The sequence below is a fragment of the Burkholderia sp. AU39826 genome (genome assembly GCF_020419965.1).
In the GTDB taxonomy this organism is placed as follows: Bacteria; Pseudomonadota; Gammaproteobacteria; order Burkholderiales; family Burkholderiaceae; genus Burkholderia; species Burkholderia semiarida.
Genome location: NZ_JAIZQG010000026.1, coordinates 24,857 through 39,476 on the forward strand (window position 1 = coordinate 24,857; position 14,620 = coordinate 39,476).

Genomic DNA, 14,620 nt, shown 5'->3' on the forward strand with positions numbered 1-14,620 from the left:
CTACGTGCCGTCCCCGTTACAGTCCAGCGGTCTATCTTTCAACGGGTTACGGTCGTTACAGAACGCGACACGGCGATGACGAAACGATTACACGCCGACGCGCCGGGCCGGCGCGCCGCCGATCTCGCGCGTGATTTTCGCGATGCATTCCTGCAGCGCGGGCACGACGTGTTCCCGCAGCCATTCGGGCGGACACTGGTGCGACGCGCCGCCGCAATTCACCGAATAGCGCTGACCCGACGGGCCGACGAAACCGGCCGCGACCGCGTTCAGCCCCTCGCGCCATTCGCCGATCGCGATCGCGTGGCCGTCGCGCATCGCTTCGTCGAGCGCGGGCGTCAGGCGGGCGGACACGTGTGGCCAGTCGTCGCCGGCGGTGGTGCGCAGCGACTCGAGCAGCAGGCGGCGCTCGTCGTCCTCGAGCGCGGCCAGATACGCGCGGCCCACGGCCGTGCGCGCGATGTCCATCCGCGAGCCGATCTCGAGGCGCGTGACGAGCACGGCCGAGCGCGGGCGGATCACGTCGATCGCGACCATGTCGAGCCGGTCGCGCACCGCGAGGTGCACGGACAGCGACGTGCGTTCGGCCAGCTCGATCATGAACGGCCGCGAACGCGCGCGGATGTCGAAGTTGCGCAGGAAGCCGTGGCTCAGTTCGAGCACCGACGCGGTGAGCACGAAGCGCTCGCTGTCGGGCAACTGAAACAGGAAGCCGGCGCTGACGAGCGTCGCGGTGATGCGCGAGACGGTCGGCTTCGGGATGCCGGTCAATTCGGTCAGCTCGCGGTTGCTGACGGGCGCGTCGGCAGCCGCGATGCGGCGCAGCACGGCGAGGCCGCGGGCGAGGGCGGTGATCTCGTCGGGCGACGATTCACGGTCCCGCGACGCGGGAGAGGTTACAGGTGTCGACACGAGGGATTCTCTCTAATTCCGAAACTCGATTTCAATTTTGTTGGTATTGTAGGACTATTGTCAAAGGATGCATGTTCCGCGGGAGAACCGGTCATTGGATGAGACTTTACGGGTTCACCCTTGGTTTATTAGGAAAACGCTCAAATGAGCGTTGCCGGAAAGTGCATGAGCCGGTGCAAATACCGCTTGACTTGTCGGGCGGAAACGGAAAGAATGTCTCACGTTTTCGAAACATCGTTTCAAGAGTTTAACCGGCAACGATGTTTCGCGCAGTCTCTCAGGTTCTAGCACGGCCCTCGGAATGGCTAGAACTTTTTTAGCGCCACGGTCTCCGTGGCGCTTTTTTTTGCCTGTCTTTCCGACCGTCCGCCCGGACGCGTCAGGCCCGTATTATCCTCCGATCACCGCAAACGCCTGTCCACGGTCGCATCGCGCCCGCCTGCACGCGCGATGCGCGCCGCGCTCGCTTCACGCAAAAAAAAGCGCGATGCCCGCAGTGGGCATCGCGCATGAAACGGCGTGGAGCGCCGACGAATGAACGGTGATCGAAGAAAGAACGCCCGGTCCGGGAGGCCGGGTCACGGACGCCCGGTTAGGGACGCCCGATTAGGGACGCCCGGTCAGGGCGCCCTGCAACGCGCAACGTCCCCGCGCGCGACGGTCAGCCCTTCGCGAGCTTGATGCTGGTCTGCTCGGCCGTCAGGTAACCGACGCTGGCGCCGAAGCGGTCCTTGTAGTTCGCGCGCACGAGCGGGTCGAGCGTCGGCTTGACCTTGTCGTGCAGCGGCGATTCCCAGTCGCCCGCGTGCTGGAAGTTGCTCATGATGTAGGTCCAGCCGTTGATCTCGTCGACCGCGTGCAGGCCCGTCGATTCGGCGCCGGCCGGGCACGACAGCACGCGCGCGAGCGATTTCGTGTCGACGTTGTAGGCCCACAGGAAGTTGTTCACGTGCATGCCCGAGTCTTCACCGATGAACAGCGTGCGCAGCTTTTCGGAGAACTTCAGGTTGTCCGGATTCGCGATCTTGTCCGGGTTCGCGAGGTTGCCGAGCGCGTCGGCCGCGGCGAGATCCTCGCCGACGAGCGCGGCCGGCGCGCCCATGTCGACCGGCACCCATTCGCTGTCGATCGCGCCGCCCGTCGTGTCGCGCTGGCCCGCCTTCAGGTTCAGCGCGTAGACGGCGCCCGCGGCGATCTTCTTGTCGAGCGCGACGTCGCGCGACACCGCGTTGCCCTTGACCATCGACGTCTCGATCCGCGACATCGCCGTGTAGACGATCTTGTCCTTAGCGTTCACGGTCGTGCCTTCGAGCTTCGTGAACGCCATGCTGCCGCCGAGCAGCGCCGCGTAGCGGTGCGTCTCGAGGAACGCGGCCGCCTTTTCCATCCCCGGCTTCACGCGCATCCAGTTGAACTTGCCGCCGAAGTGGATCTTCGTGTAGCTCGCATCGTTCGGGTCGACGGTCACCAGGTCCATGATGTCCGACGCCTTCAGCGTGTTCGCGAGCGCTTCGATCTCGCTGCTGGTCGCGTGGCCGATCCTGATCCACGTGAGCGTCGCGGTGCCGGCGCCGGCCGACGACGTCTGCGTCCACTTCGCGACGTACAGCGTGCCGGCCGACAGGTCGGCCGCCTTGTCGGCGACGAACATGAACAGGCCGCCGTTGGTCGCGTCGTCGCCCATCATCACGGTGCGCTGGTCCGGCATTACCTGGATCAGCTCGTGCGAGATGCGGCCGAGGCAGTAGTGCTTCTTCACGGTGCCCGTGCCGTCCGGATTCACGGTGATCTCGGGCAGGTGACCGTAGTGATAGGGGTTCGCCTTCGTCTCGTCGCCGAACGTGTTCTTGCTGAACGCCTTGAACTGCGCGTCGGTCGCGGCCTTCGTCGCGTCCGGCTCGTATTCCTCGCTCGACAGGTGCGTGCCCCACGGCGACAGGCTCGCGCCGCACGTGATCCACAGGCCGTGTGCGCTCGACGTGTCGACGTTGTGATACTTCACGAGCTTCAGCGCGCCGGTGGCCGGGTCCTGGTCGAGCGTGAGCACGGCGATCGGCGACGGCAGCTGGCCGTACTGCGACGCGCTCGCCTGGTCGCGCGTCGTGTATTCGAACTGCACGACCGCGAACACCGTGTTGCCCTTCACGCCGGGCACGTTCGCGTTCTTCAGCGTCAGCAGCGAGCTGCCGTCCGGGCAGTCGGAATAGAACTGGCGCTCCTTGCCGGCCACCGAGCGATCGATGATCGGCTGGTTGTTGATGTCGTAGTAGCCGCCCGCGAGCGTCGTGCCGCCCTTGCCGTCCGGCACCATGTCGCCCGTCACGAAGAACGGCTTGTACGCGAGCTTGAAGTTGCGCGACGAGCCGTCCGAGAACGACACCGACAGCGTCGAGCCGACCGTCGTCGTCGCCATCGCGGCCGCGTTGTCGAGCGTCGGCGCGGCCATCGCCGAGAAGGCCGCCGACGTATAGGCGGCGGCGACCGGCGTCGACGCGGGATCGTCGTCGCCGCCGCAACCCGTCAGCAGGGCCGGCAGCGCGAGGCCGGAAAGGGGAAGCATCGGCGCGCCGGCGAGGATCTTCAGGGCCTGACGACGGGAAGCATTGGGCAACGCGGGCATGTGGAGTCCAGTTTCGGTTGTTGGAAACATGGCCTTCGCGATGCAGGCGTACGGCAAGCAACGCGAAGGCAAATTGAAAACTGGACGGAAGTGTAGGGACGCTAGATGAAAGTTTTTTGAATCGAGAACGTAATGATGTGTCGGGCGTCCGTCAGGTGAACGGACGGACGCCGGTCGCAAGCGTTTGCGCTCAGTCGCGCTCGGGCGTGGCCGAGATGCGGTGGATCGACAGGTCGGCGCCGTCGAATTCCGCTTCGCGATCGAGACGCAGGCCGACGGTCGCCTTCAGCGCGCCGTAGACGAGCGTGCCGCCCGCGGTCGCGATCGCGATGCCGCCGAGCGTGCCGACGAGCTGCGACAGGAACGACACGCCGCCGAGCCCGCCGAGCGCGGGCAGCCCGAACACGCCGGCCGCGAGGCCGCCGAGCGCGCCGCACATCCCGTGCAGCGGCCAGACGCCGAGCACGTCGTCGATGCGCCAGCGGTTCTGCACGCAGGTGAACATCGCGACGAACAGTGCACCGGCCGCGGCGCCCGTGACCAGCGCGCCGATCGGGTGCATCACGTCGGAGCCCGCGCAGACCGCGACGAGGCCCGCGAGCGGCCCGTTGTACGTGAAGCCCGGGTCGTTGCGGCCGGCCATCCACGCCGCGAGCGTGCCGCCGACCATCGCCATCAGCGAGTTCACCGCGACGAGGCCGCTGATCTTGTCGAGCGTCTGCGCGCTCATCACGTTGAAGCCGAACCAGCCGACCGCGAGCACCCATGCGCCGAGCGCGAGGAACGGGATGTTCGACGGCGGGTGCGCGGCGATCCGCCCGTCCTTCGCATAGCGGCCGTGGCGCGCGCCGAGCAGCAGCACGGCCGGCAGCGCGACCCAGCCGCCGAACGCATGCACGACGACCGAGCCCGCGAAGTCGTGGAACGGCGCACCGAACGCGTGCGCGAGCCAGGCCTGCACGCCGAAGCGCTCGTTCCACGCGATCCCTTCGAAGAACGGATAGATGAAGCCGACGATGATCAGCGTCGCGACGAGCTGCGGATTGAACTTCGCGCGCTCCGCGATGCCGCCGGACACGATCGCCGGGATCGCCGCGGCGAACGTCAGCAGGAAGAAGAAGCGCACGAGCGCGTAGCCGTTGTGCTGCGACAGCGAGCCGATGTCGTCGAAGAATTCGACGCCGTACGCGATCGTGTAGCCGACGAGGAAATACGCGAGCGTCGACACCGAGAAGTCGACCAGGATCTTCACGAGCGCGTTGACCTGGTTCTTCTTGCGGACCGTGCCGAGTTCGAGAAAGGCGAAGCCCGCGTGCATCGCGAGCACCATGACGGCGCCGATCAACAGGAACAGTGTGTCGACGCCGGATTTCAGACCATCCATGCCGTGGCTTCCTTGCGCAAAAAACGGGCGAGGAATGCAAGTATCGAGCCAAGCTGGTGAATGGCTGCGTGAAATTGGTGCCCGGGCACCGTGCGATGCGGCATGCCGGTGAATCGTGCACGGGATCGGGGCGTGGCCGCCGGTCGCCGATCGCTTCGCCGGATGCGCGTTTATGGTGCGATCGTGACGAAATTGGTGCGTATGCCGAATGAAGCGGTGCGCGGCGTGCGCCGCTCACGCACCGATCTGGCGCGTCAGTGCCGCGCGAACAGCGCGGGCGGCCGGCGCAGCCGCAGCGCGCACGCCGACCAGTAGAGGGCGACGGCCGACAGCCCGATCGCGGCGACCGCGAGCGCCGCGAAGCCCGCGAGCGACTGGCCGTCGCCATCGGCGCCGAGAATGCCTCGCGCGACGATCAGCGCGGCCGTCCAGAAACCGATCACGGCCTGGGTGAGCAGGCGCGCGGACGCGATGCGGCGCGGACGCCCCGATTCGGCGAGACGGCGCGCCGACGGCGCGCGCAGGCAGAGGAACAGAGTGGCGGCGAGCAGCGCGGCCAGGACGATGAACCAATCGATGAGGAAAGCCATGACGAAGAAAAAGGGGGCGCGTACGAAGTGAATCGAGGCGTGCCCACTTTAGAGGCGTGGCGCGTTCGATTGAATCAGACGAATCCGAAATTGAAAGGCATTTTTAACAACGGGTCGTCATTGGGCCTGTTCCACAGGCGGTATCATCGACACCGGTCCAACCACGAGGTCGCGCCACGTGCGGCCGGAGATTGCTGATGAACATGAAGACATCGCGGGCGCGTCGCGTGCCCGGGTCCGTGCTGGCGGCCGTGGCCGCCGGTGCGCTGCTGTTGCTCGCCGGCTGCGAGAAGTCCGGTACGTCGACCGCGCAACCCGATACGGCCGCGAGCGCGGCCGCCGATGCCGCCAACAACGCGGCCAAGGCGCTCGACCAGGTGGCGAGCACCGTCAATCAACAGATCAACGCGGCGAAGGCCGGCATCGCGTCCGCGGCGTCGGCCGTGCCGCCGTTGTCCGCGAGCGGCCTCGCGTCGGCTGCGCAGGCGCAGATCGACGCGGCGGCGTCCGCGGTCGTCGCGCATGCGGCTTCCGAAGCGGGCGCGAAGATCGCCGAAGCCGGCAAGAAACTCCAGCAGTGGAGCCAGCAGAGCGCCGCCGGGGCGAAACCCGCGAGCGGCGAATGACGCGGGCTTGCACGATCCGCGAAATGTAATTATTATGGTTACACATGTCGCCGGTTGCGGGTCGGGCCGGCGTCGCCGAGTGAGTCAGGAATGAATACCAGCAGCCGGTTCGCGTTTGCCGTTCACGTGCTCGCCTTGCTGTCGATGCAGGAAGGCGTGCCGTTGTCGTCCGACGTCATCGCGGGCAGCGTGAATACGAATCCGGCGCTGATTCGCCGGCTGCTGTCGATGCTGGCGGCAGCAGGGCTGACCACGTCGCAACTCGGCGCGGGCGGCGGCGCGCTGCTGGCGCGCGAGCCCGGCGAGATCACGCTGCTCGACGTGTATCGCGCGGTCGACGATGCGCAACTGTTCGCGCTGCACCGCGAGGCACCGAATCCTGCGTGTCTCGTCGGGCGGCACATCCAGGGCGCGCTGACCGGCTATATCGGCGACGCGCAGCGCGCGATGGAAGCGTCGCTCGCCACGCGCACGCTGGTCGATGTGACGACCGACATGCTGGATCGGGAGCAGCGCACGCAGCGGGCGGCGCACGCCGGCGGGTGACCGCGGGCAGGCAGGGCAGGAAGCCGGACGGCGCGTACGCGCGGCGGTCGGCGCAACGGGGGCTTCGCCCCGTTTTTTTCGGTCTTATATGTAATTAACTATGTTACATATTTTCTTTTCTGGAGAATCGACATGACGCAACGTTCGTTGAATATCGCGCTGTTCGGCGCCACCGGCATGATCGGCTCGCGCATCGCGGCGGAAGCCGTGCGGCGCGGCCACCGCGTCACCGCGCTGTCGCGCCATCCGGGCGCATCCGGCGACGGCATCACCGCGAAGGCGGCTGACCTGTTCGACCCGGCCAGCATCGCGGCCGCGCTGCCGGGGCATGACGTCGTCGCAAGCGCGTACGGCCCGAAGCAGGAAGATGCGGCGCAGGTCGTCGCGGTCGCGAAGGCGCTGGTCGCCGGCACGCGTCAGGCCGGTTTGAAGCGGCTCGTCGTGGTGGGCGGCGCCGGTTCGCTCGAAGTCGCGCCGGGCAAGCAGCTCGTCGACACCGAAGGTTTCCCCGAAGCGTACAAGGCGGTCGCGCTCGCGCATCGCGACGCGCTCGACTACCTGAAGGCGGTCGCGGATCTCGACTGGACCTTCTTCGCGCCGGCCGCGCTGATCGCGCCGGGCGAGCGCACGGGCACGTTCCGCACGGGCGCCGGCAAGCTGATCGTCGACGCGCAAGGCAACAGCAAGATCTCGGCGGAAGACTACGCGGTCGCGTTCGTCGATGCACTCGAGCAGGACAGCTTCGTGCGCGAGATCGCGACGGTCGCGTATTGAGCGGCGCGACGGCCGGCGGCGACGTGTGAGCGCCGGCCCGCGCGCGGCAGGCAAGCCGCGACGCGCGGCAATGTCAGGCGACGCCACGCTTCGCGGGTGGCGTCGCCTGTGTCGTTTGGCGCGGTGAGTGCGTGACGGGTCGGTATTTACACCGGTCGACGCGCCCGGACACTTTTCATATTGTTCCCCGTTGGGCAGGATGAATAGAATAAATTTCTATCGACGAGGGAATGGAGAAATGGACGCCATCGATCGCAAGCTGCTGGAGCTGCTGCAGACGGATGCCACGCTGCCGATCGCGGAGCTGGCCCAGCGCGTGAACCTGTCGCAGACGCCGTGCTGGAAGCGCGTGCAGCGGCTGAAGGAAACCGGCGCGATTCGCGCGCAGGTCGCGCTGTGCGATGCGCGCAAGCTCGGCGTCGGCACGACCGTGTTCGTCGCGATCCGCACGAACCAGCATACCGAGGAATGGGCGCAGCGCTTCACGCAGGCGGTGCGCGACATGCCGGAAGTGGTCGAGGTCTACCGGATGAGCGGCGAGACCGATTACCTGCTGCGCGTCGTGGTGGCCGGCATCGACGACTACGACCGCGTCTACAAGCAACTGATTCGCACGGTGCCGCTGTTCGACGTTAGCTCGTCGTTCGCGATGGAGCAGATCAAGTATTCGACCGCGCTGCCCGTGCGCGATCTGGCCGAGCCCGCCTGACGGGCGCGCCACCGCGCCGGCGGCGCGGCTTCAGCGGCCGCGCGCCAGTGCGCGCGCGCGTTCGTCGGCCAGCGCGTCGCGGCGCACGAAATCCGCGACGAACGGGCTGGCCGGATGATGGTGCAGCGCATACGGCGTATCCCATTGCGCAAGCTGGCCGTCCTTCATCACGCCGATCCGGTCGGCGATCGCGAACGCTTCCGCCTGGTTGTGCGTGACGAGGATCGCGGTATGACCCGTGTGCTTCAGGATGTCGCGCAGCTCGAACGCGAGCCGCTCGCGCGTATCGACGTCGAGATTCGAGAACGGCTCGTCGAGCAGCAGCAGTTCCGGCGACGGCGCGAGCGCGCGCGCGAGGGCGACGCGCTGTTGCTGGCCGCCCGACAGTTCGTGCGGATAGGCGTCGCCGGAATCGGCGAGGCCGACGAGGTCGAGCATCTCCGCGACGCGCAGGCGCCGTTCGGCCTTCGGCATGCGCCGCAGGCCGAACGCGACGTTGTCGGCCGCGCTCAGGTGCGGGAACAGCGCGTAATCCTGGAACATCATGCCGATGCGCCGCCGCTCGGGCGGCACGTCGAGCGACGGCGCCGCGACGGGCGTGCCGTCCAGCACGATGCGTCCCATGCGCACGGGCTCGAAGCCGGCGATCGCGCGCAGCACGGTGGTCTTGCCGCAGCCGGACGCGCCGAGCAGGCAGCCGATGTCGCCGCGCGGCAGCGCGAGGCTGAGGCCGTCGACCACTGTGCGGCGGCCGTGCGGTGTGTCGTAGGCGACGCAGAGGTCGTCGAGTTCGAGCAGGTTCACGGTGTCAGGCTCCGATCTTGTGGCGGGTGCGGGCGAGCAGGATCACGGGCACGAGCCCGGCCAGCACGATCGCGAGCGCGGCGACCGCGCCTTCTTCATAGGTGCCGCGCGCGGCTTCCGCATACAGCCAGGTCGCGAGCGTGTCGAAGTTCAGCGGGCGCAGCAGCAGCGTGGCCGGCAATTCCTTCATCGCGTCGACGAACACCAGCAGCGCGCTCGTCGTGAGCGCGGGCCGCAGCAGCGGCAGGTGGACGCGGCGCAGCGTGCCGCCCGCCGTCTCGCCGAGCGAGCGCGCGGCCTGTTCGAGGGACGGCGGAATGCGCGCGAGGCCGGCCTCGATGCCGCCGGCCGGGATCGCGAGGAAACGCACGGTATAGGCGATCACGAGCGCGGTCGCCGAGCCCATCAGCAGCAGCGCGTCGCGGCCGAGCGCCGCGCCGAACAGGCGGTCGGCCGCCGCGAACGGCATCAGCAGGCCGATCGCGAGCACGGTGCCCGGCACCGCGTAGCCGAGGCTCGCGATCCGCGCGCACAGGCGGGCAGGGCCTGCCCGGGCGCTGTCGCGCTGCGCGCGGGCGGCCCACGCGACGACGAGCCCGCACGCGAGCGTCGCGGCGGTGGCGGCGCTCGCGATCGTCAGCGTGTTCGCGAGCCCCGTCATCAATTGCGCGGATACGCCGCCGACGAGGTGCAGCCGCTTGGCCGTTTCGACCGCGAGGTACGCGGCCGGCGCGCCGAAGCCGAGCACGACCGGCAGCCAGCCGAGCACCGCGGCGGCGAGCGCGGCCGAGCCGGTCAGGCGGCGCGGCGCGATCGGCCGCATGCGCCGGCCGTGCGCGTAGCGCTGGCGGCGGCGTCCGTAGCGTTCCAGCGCGATCATGCCGACGACGATCGCGAGCATCGCCAGCGCGATCTGCGCGGCGCCGGCGAGATCGGAGCGCGTGATCCACGTCGTATAGACGGACACGGTCAGCGTCTGCACGCCGAGAAATTCCGACGCGCCGATATCGTTCAGCGTTTCGAGCAGCGCGAGGCTCACGCCGACCGCGATCGCCGGCCGTGCAAGCGGCACGACGACGCGCCAGAACGTCGCGACGCGGCCGGCGCCGAGCGTGCGCGCGGCTTCGAGCAGGCTCGCGGACTGCGTGACGAACATCGCGCGCGTGCTCAGATAGACGTACGGATACAGCACGAAGCCGAGCACGAAGATCGCGCCGGGCAGCGAGCGCAGGTCGGGCAGGCGGAACTGGCGCGGGCTGTCGAAGCCGAGCAGCCAGCGGATCGCGCCTTGCACGGGGCCGATCGGATGCAGCAGGTCGAGATACGCGAACGCGACGATGTAGGTGGGGACCGCGAGCGGCAGCAGCAGCGCCCAGGTCAGGATCCGGCGGCCGGGGAAATCGTACGCGGTGACGAGCCACGCGCAGCCGGTGCCGACGATCGACACGATCGTGCCGACGCCGGCGAGCAGCAGCAGCGTGTTGACGAGCGCCTGCGGCAGTACGAATTCGGCGAGATGCCGCCAGTGCGCGAGATCGGCGTCGAACGCGGCGGCCACGAGCACCGCGAGCGGCGCCGCGACCGCCGCGGCGATCGCCAGCGCCGCGATCAGCCACAGGCTGCCCGCGCGCGGCCACAGGCGCGCACGCGGACCGCGCGGCTCGCGCAACGCGCGGGCAGGCGATGCGTCAGTTGTCAAAGCCGACCTTGTCGACGAGCTGGCTCGCCTGCTTGCGATGCTTCGCGATATCCGCGAGCGGCAGCGGGTCGACCTTCAGCGTGCCGAAGCTCGCGATCACCGGGTCGAGCTTCACGTTCGCGCGCACCGGGTATTCGTAGTTCGCCTGCGCATACAGCGCCTGCGCTTCCGGCGACACCAGGTATTCCAGCAGCTTCACCGCATTGGCCTTGTGCGGCGCATGCTTCGCGACCGTCGCGCCGCTGATGTTCACGTGCGTGCCGCCGCTCTTCGTATTCGCGAACGTCGGACGCACGACCTTGATCGCGTCGCCCCACTTGCGCGCATCGCTGCCGGGTTCCGCATTCTTCATGTGGCCGACGTAGTAGGCGTTCGCGAGGCCGACGTCGCAGATGCCGCCGAGGATGTCGCGTGCGACGTCGCGGTCGCCGCCCGTCGCCTTGCGCGCGAGGTTGGCCTTCACGCCGCGCAGCCACTTTTCGGTCGCGGCTTCGCCGTCATGCGCGATCATTGCCGCGACGAGCGCCGTGTTGTACGGATGCTGGCCCGACCGGATGCAGACCTTGCCCTTCCATTTCGGATCGGCGAGCTCCTCGTAGCGGAACGCATCGACCTTCAGGTCCTTTTCGACGTACAGCACGCGGTCGCGCAGCGACAGTGCGTACCAGTCGCCGTTCGCGCCGCGCAGGTTCGCGGGAATCGCATCGTCGAGCGCCTTCGAGCGCACCGGCTGCGTGACGCCGCCATCGACGAGGTCGAGCAGGTTGCCGACGTCGACCGTCATCAGCACGTCGGCCGGCGATTGCGCGCCTTCCGCCTTCACGCGCTCGAGCAGGCCATCCTTCACGAACACCGTGTTGACCTTGACGCCGCTCTGCTTCGTGAACGCGTCGATGAGCGGCTGGATCAGCTTCGGCTCGCGGGTGGTGTACAGGCTCACTTCCTCGGCTGCCTGGGCAAGCGGCGCGAAGGTGGCCGCGGCCAGGACGAGGGCGCCGGCGAGCGGCAGCAGGCGGGTGCGCGGATTCGACATGGAGACTCCGGTGGGGCAGGTGGACGAGGGAGCGTTCCGGGGCGCGCCTGCCGCCCGAGCGACCCGGAACATTACAAAGTGAAAGATTCTGGATTCTAAATCGAAATGGGAATGATTAACAAACGAAAGCTTGTGGAAAACAGGCGGGAAGCCGGGGACGGAGGCCGGCGAACGGGGCGGCCCGGCGCGGGCGCAAGCGCGTAGAATGCCCGCTTCGAGGAATTTGACGGAGCAGCACCAACCATGAACGATCAGCGCAAGAAGAACCCTGTCCGCAATGTGAGCATCCTGATCGTCGTGGCCGTGCTGCTCGTGATCGGGACGATCCTGTACAACGCGATTTCGCAGAAGCACGCGTACGACGAGGCCCATCCGGCCGAGGCCGCGAGCGCGGCGTCGCACTGACGTGCCGGTGCGCGGCCCGCTCGGGGCGCGCGCGGCAGGCGAACGGCGTCGATTCGCGGCTTCCGGCGTGACGGGCGCCGTGCGGAACCGGGGCAGCAGGCGCGCCGGAAGCGGCGCGCCGTATCGACAGGTCGGCCGTGCGTCAACGTGACGCGGGCGCGAATTTCGGGCGGATCCGCGCGTAGAACACGGACATCCGCGCTCAGGCGGGCAGGCGGATCACGCTCGCGTCCTTGCGGATCAGCAGCGACGACGCGAGCATCTGCTTGCACTGGTGCGCGAGCACCTTCAGGTCGTGCGTGAGCTCGGCGCCGACCGCAGCGGATTTTTCCGCGGACACGACCATCGCATCGAGATCGCGCGTGATCTGCTTCGACGCTTCGAGCTGGTCGGCCGGCGGCGGCTCGCCGGCTTCGGCCTTCTCGAGATTGTCGAGCACGGCGGCCAGGCCGCGCTGCAGCGCGTCGTCGTGCACGAGCCCGCCGTCGGCCGCGCACGCGCTGCGGATCAGCGGCGCCGCAGCCGTGATCTGCGCGCCGAGCACGTGCGTCTGCACGAGCAGGTCGTTCAGTTCGGGCACGAAGCGCTGGTGCGCCTTCGGCTCGATCATCATCCGCTGGAACGCCTGCCCGAGGTTCGCGAACGCGATGTGCACGTCCTTGCGGGCGAGGCGGTAGCGGTAGTCGTCGTCGAGGCTGGCCGCCGGAGATTCGATCGCCGCGGCGACGCCCGCGACGACGGCGGCACCGTCGGCGGCTGGCACCGTCGGCGGCGACATGCCGCGCCCGGCGCGCCACACGGCCTCGAAATACTTGCGGGTGGAGCTCAGCATGTCGGTGACGAGCTTGCCCATCAGCCGGTATTCCCAGTACGGGAACAGCCGGCTCGCGGCGATCGCGATCATGCAGCCCACCACCGTGTCGATCGCGCGCTCGCCGATGATCCGCATGCTGCCCGGCGCGAGCAGGTGGAACATCAGCAGCACGTACGACGACGTGAACACGACACTCGCCGCATAGTTGAACAGCAGCAGGCTGTAGCTCATCACCATCGACCCGAACATGATCGCGATCAGCAGGTGCGTGTCCTTCACCGTGTAGATCAGCGCGACGCTCGCCGCGCAGCCGATCAGCGTACCGACGATACGCGCCGCGTTGCGCTGCTTGGTCAGAGAGTATCCGGGCTTCAGGATGATGATGGTCGTCATCACGATCCAGTATGCATTGGTGAGCGGCAGCAGGCGCCCGATCCAGAAGCCGACCGCCACGGCGATCGTCACGCGCAGCGCGTGGCGAAAGCTCGGCGAGCGCATGTTCAGGTTCGAGAAGATTAGCAGCGGCGACAGGCGGCGGCGCTGCAGGAAGCGCGTGAGCGCCTTGTCGATCTTCAGTTCGGTTTGCTGCGGATCGGCGCGGCCCGACAGGTTGCGGCGCATCCGGTCGATCAGGCGCGTCGCGCTCCAGATGCGCCGGAACGTCGCGACCACGGCCGCATAGGCTTCCGCGTGGGTGGCCGCGAAGTTCTTCTTGCGCATCAGCTCGATCTCGTACTCGATCGCGCGCAGCTCGGCCTTCACGCTGATGTGCGAATGCGGCGCGCGGTTTTCGAGCACCGCGAGGCCGACCTCCTCGAGATCGGCCGCGGCCTTGCGGATCAGGTCGCGGTAGAAGATGATCAGGTCCGTTCCGCCGAACGTGTTGCGCACGAGCGGGTAGTCGGTGTGCGCGCCGACGAACAGCTCGTGCAGATCGACGCTGTTGATGAACAGGTTGTACATCGTCGTGCGGCCGGGATCGAGCTTGCCGCGCCGCAGCTTCGGCAGGTTGCGCAGCACGATGTCGCGCGCGGTTTCCTGCGTTTCGACCGCGGTGATCTGCCGGGCGACGAGATTGCGGTAGCACTCGTCGAGATCGGCGTCGAGATCGTAGAACTGCGCGCGCGCGAGCAGATAGTCGGCGCAGGCGAACAGGCTTTCGGCCAGCGCCTGCTGCTCGATCCGGCGCGCCTGCCACTGCGACACGAGCGTGGCCCAGTACGTGTACCAGAGGCCGCCCGCGAGAATCCAGCCGGCGTTGACGAACGCCTGCAGCGGCGTGAACTTCTCCTCGAGCGTCATCACCATCATGAACAGCGTCGCGAAGCTGATCTGCGGCCAGCGGTTGCCGTAGACGACGATCAGCGACAGCACGAACGTGAGCGGCACGATCGTGAGCCACAGCGCGAAGATGTTCGGTGTCGCGAGGCCGGTGGCGAGCGCCGCCAGGAAACCGATCACGCTGCACGCGAGCATTTCGTTGTGCTTGTACTTGAGCGGGCCCGGCATGTCGACGACGCACGCGCCGAGCGCGCCCGTCGAGATCGTGAAGCCGAGCTCGCGGTTGTGAAACACGATCAGGCATAACACGGCCGGCAGCGACACGCCGACCGCGATGCGCAGGCCGCCGAAAAAGTACTGGCTGTAGAAAAACTTTCTGATTTCGACCGAATAGCGCATCGATGGGCTGAATGGCAGACGAAG

General features: G+C 67.8%; 13 protein-coding genes. 5 read left to right on the forward strand and 8 right to left on the reverse strand.

Going from position 1 to position 14,620, the window contains the following annotated elements:
* Positions 1-87: 87 nt before the first annotated feature.
* From LGM42_RS29185 to LGM42_RS29200, 4 genes are all read right to left on the reverse strand, one after another.
* On the reverse strand, positions 88-912 hold the full coding sequence (locus LGM42_RS29185; protein ID WP_059573946.1) for an IclR family transcriptional regulator: 825 nt from the start codon (positions 910-912) through the stop codon (positions 88-90).
* Between the two features lie 661 nt (positions 913-1,573).
* Entirely contained in the window at positions 1,574-3,532 is a 1,959-nt protein-coding gene (locus tag LGM42_RS29190; RefSeq protein ID WP_060313376.1) for a PhoX family protein, read from the reverse strand.
* Positions 3,533-3,722: 190 nt separating this feature from the next.
* Positions 3,723-4,916 (reverse strand): ammonium transporter, encoded by a 1,194-nt coding sequence (locus tag LGM42_RS29195; protein ID WP_059573944.1) that lies wholly within the window; start codon positions 4,914-4,916, stop codon positions 3,723-3,725.
* A 254-nt stretch (positions 4,917-5,170) separates the two neighbouring features.
* Positions 5,171-5,506 carry a hypothetical protein gene (locus tag LGM42_RS29200; RefSeq protein WP_060313383.1) on the reverse strand — a complete coding sequence of 112 codons (336 nt, stop codon included), beginning with the start codon at positions 5,504-5,506 and terminating at the stop codon, positions 5,171-5,173.
* Positions 5,507-5,703: 197 nt separating this feature from the next.
* Here LGM42_RS29200 and LGM42_RS29205 point away from each other — a divergent pair, with 197 nt between their 5' ends.
* The 4 genes from LGM42_RS29205 (at position 5,704) to LGM42_RS29220 (ending at position 8,161) form a co-directional block, all read left to right on the forward strand.
* Positions 5,704-6,132 (forward strand): hypothetical protein, encoded by a 429-nt coding sequence (locus LGM42_RS29205; RefSeq protein ID WP_059573942.1) that lies wholly within the window; start codon positions 5,704-5,706, stop codon positions 6,130-6,132.
* Between the two features lie 90 nt (positions 6,133-6,222).
* A complete protein-coding gene (locus tag LGM42_RS29210) occupies positions 6,223-6,678 on the forward strand; it encodes an Rrf2 family transcriptional regulator (RefSeq protein WP_059644068.1) in 456 nt (151 codons plus the stop codon).
* A gap of 132 nt (positions 6,679-6,810) precedes the next feature.
* Entirely contained in the window at positions 6,811-7,452 is a 642-nt protein-coding gene (locus LGM42_RS29215) for an NAD(P)-dependent oxidoreductase (RefSeq protein WP_226234079.1), read from the forward strand.
* A gap of 238 nt (positions 7,453-7,690) precedes the next feature.
* On the forward strand, positions 7,691-8,161 hold the full coding sequence (locus LGM42_RS29220) for an Lrp/AsnC family transcriptional regulator (protein WP_059573939.1): 471 nt from the start codon (positions 7,691-7,693) through the stop codon (positions 8,159-8,161).
* Positions 8,162-8,191: 30 nt separating this feature from the next.
* Here LGM42_RS29220 and LGM42_RS29225 read toward each other — a convergent pair whose 3' ends face one another.
* The 3 genes from LGM42_RS29225 to LGM42_RS29235 are packed head-to-tail and all read right to left on the reverse strand — an operon-like array spanning position 8,192 to position 11,697.
* Positions 8,192-8,965, reverse strand: coding sequence for an ABC transporter ATP-binding protein (locus LGM42_RS29225; protein ID WP_059644073.1), 774 nt, complete (start codon positions 8,963-8,965; stop codon positions 8,192-8,194).
* A gap of 4 nt (positions 8,966-8,969) precedes the next feature.
* Positions 8,970-10,664 carry an ABC transporter permease gene (locus LGM42_RS29230; protein WP_413227434.1) on the reverse strand — a complete coding sequence of 565 codons (1,695 nt, stop codon included), beginning with the start codon at positions 10,662-10,664 and terminating at the stop codon, positions 8,970-8,972.
* The gene (locus tag LGM42_RS29235; protein WP_226234080.1) at positions 10,654-11,697 is read right to left on the reverse strand and encodes a Fe(3+) ABC transporter substrate-binding protein; all 1,044 of its coding nucleotides are present in this window, start codon (positions 11,695-11,697) and stop codon (positions 10,654-10,656) included. Before LGM42_RS29235 ends, LGM42_RS29230 begins: the two co-directional genes overlap by 11 nt.
* 243 nt (positions 11,698-11,940) lie before the next feature.
* Here LGM42_RS29235 and LGM42_RS29240 point away from each other — a divergent pair, with 243 nt between their 5' ends.
* Positions 11,941-12,102, forward strand: a complete 162-nt coding sequence (locus LGM42_RS29240) for a hypothetical protein (RefSeq protein ID WP_006476417.1) — start codon at positions 11,941-11,943, stop codon at positions 12,100-12,102.
* 202 nt (positions 12,103-12,304) lie between these two features.
* On the opposite strand, the gene LGM42_RS29245 is transcribed toward LGM42_RS29240, so the two are convergent.
* A complete protein-coding gene (locus LGM42_RS29245) occupies positions 12,305-14,596 on the reverse strand; it encodes an FUSC family protein (RefSeq protein WP_226234081.1) in 2,292 nt (763 codons plus the stop codon).
* Positions 14,597-14,620: the final 24 nt, after the last annotated feature.

What these genes read in the sequence shown, in the direction of transcription:
- LGM42_RS29235 (WP_226234080.1), bottom strand. Translation starts at nt 11,697, where the DNA reads ATGTCGAATCCGCGCACCCGCCTGCTGCCGCTCGCCGGCGCCCTCGTC.
- LGM42_RS29245 (WP_226234081.1), bottom strand. Translation starts at nt 14,596, where the DNA reads ATGCGCTATTCGGTCGAAATCAGAAAGTTTTTCTACAGCCAGTACTTT.
- LGM42_RS29205 (WP_059573942.1), top strand. Translation starts at nt 5,704, where the DNA reads ATGAACATGAAGACATCGCGGGCGCGTCGCGTGCCCGGGTCCGTGCTG.
- LGM42_RS29240 (WP_006476417.1), top strand. Translation starts at nt 11,941, where the DNA reads ATGAACGATCAGCGCAAGAAGAACCCTGTCCGCAATGTGAGCATCCTG.
- LGM42_RS29215 (WP_226234079.1), top strand. Translation starts at nt 6,811, where the DNA reads ATGACGCAACGTTCGTTGAATATCGCGCTGTTCGGCGCCACCGGCATG.
- LGM42_RS29200 (WP_060313383.1), bottom strand. Translation starts at nt 5,506, where the DNA reads ATGGCTTTCCTCATCGATTGGTTCATCGTCCTGGCCGCGCTGCTCGCC.
- LGM42_RS29210 (WP_059644068.1), top strand. Translation starts at nt 6,223, where the DNA reads ATGAATACCAGCAGCCGGTTCGCGTTTGCCGTTCACGTGCTCGCCTTG.
- LGM42_RS29220 (WP_059573939.1), top strand. Translation starts at nt 7,691, where the DNA reads ATGGACGCCATCGATCGCAAGCTGCTGGAGCTGCTGCAGACGGATGCC.
- LGM42_RS29190 (WP_060313376.1), bottom strand. Translation starts at nt 3,532, where the DNA reads ATGCCCGCGTTGCCCAATGCTTCCCGTCGTCAGGCCCTGAAGATCCTC.
- LGM42_RS29195 (WP_059573944.1), bottom strand. Translation starts at nt 4,916, where the DNA reads ATGGATGGTCTGAAATCCGGCGTCGACACACTGTTCCTGTTGATCGGC.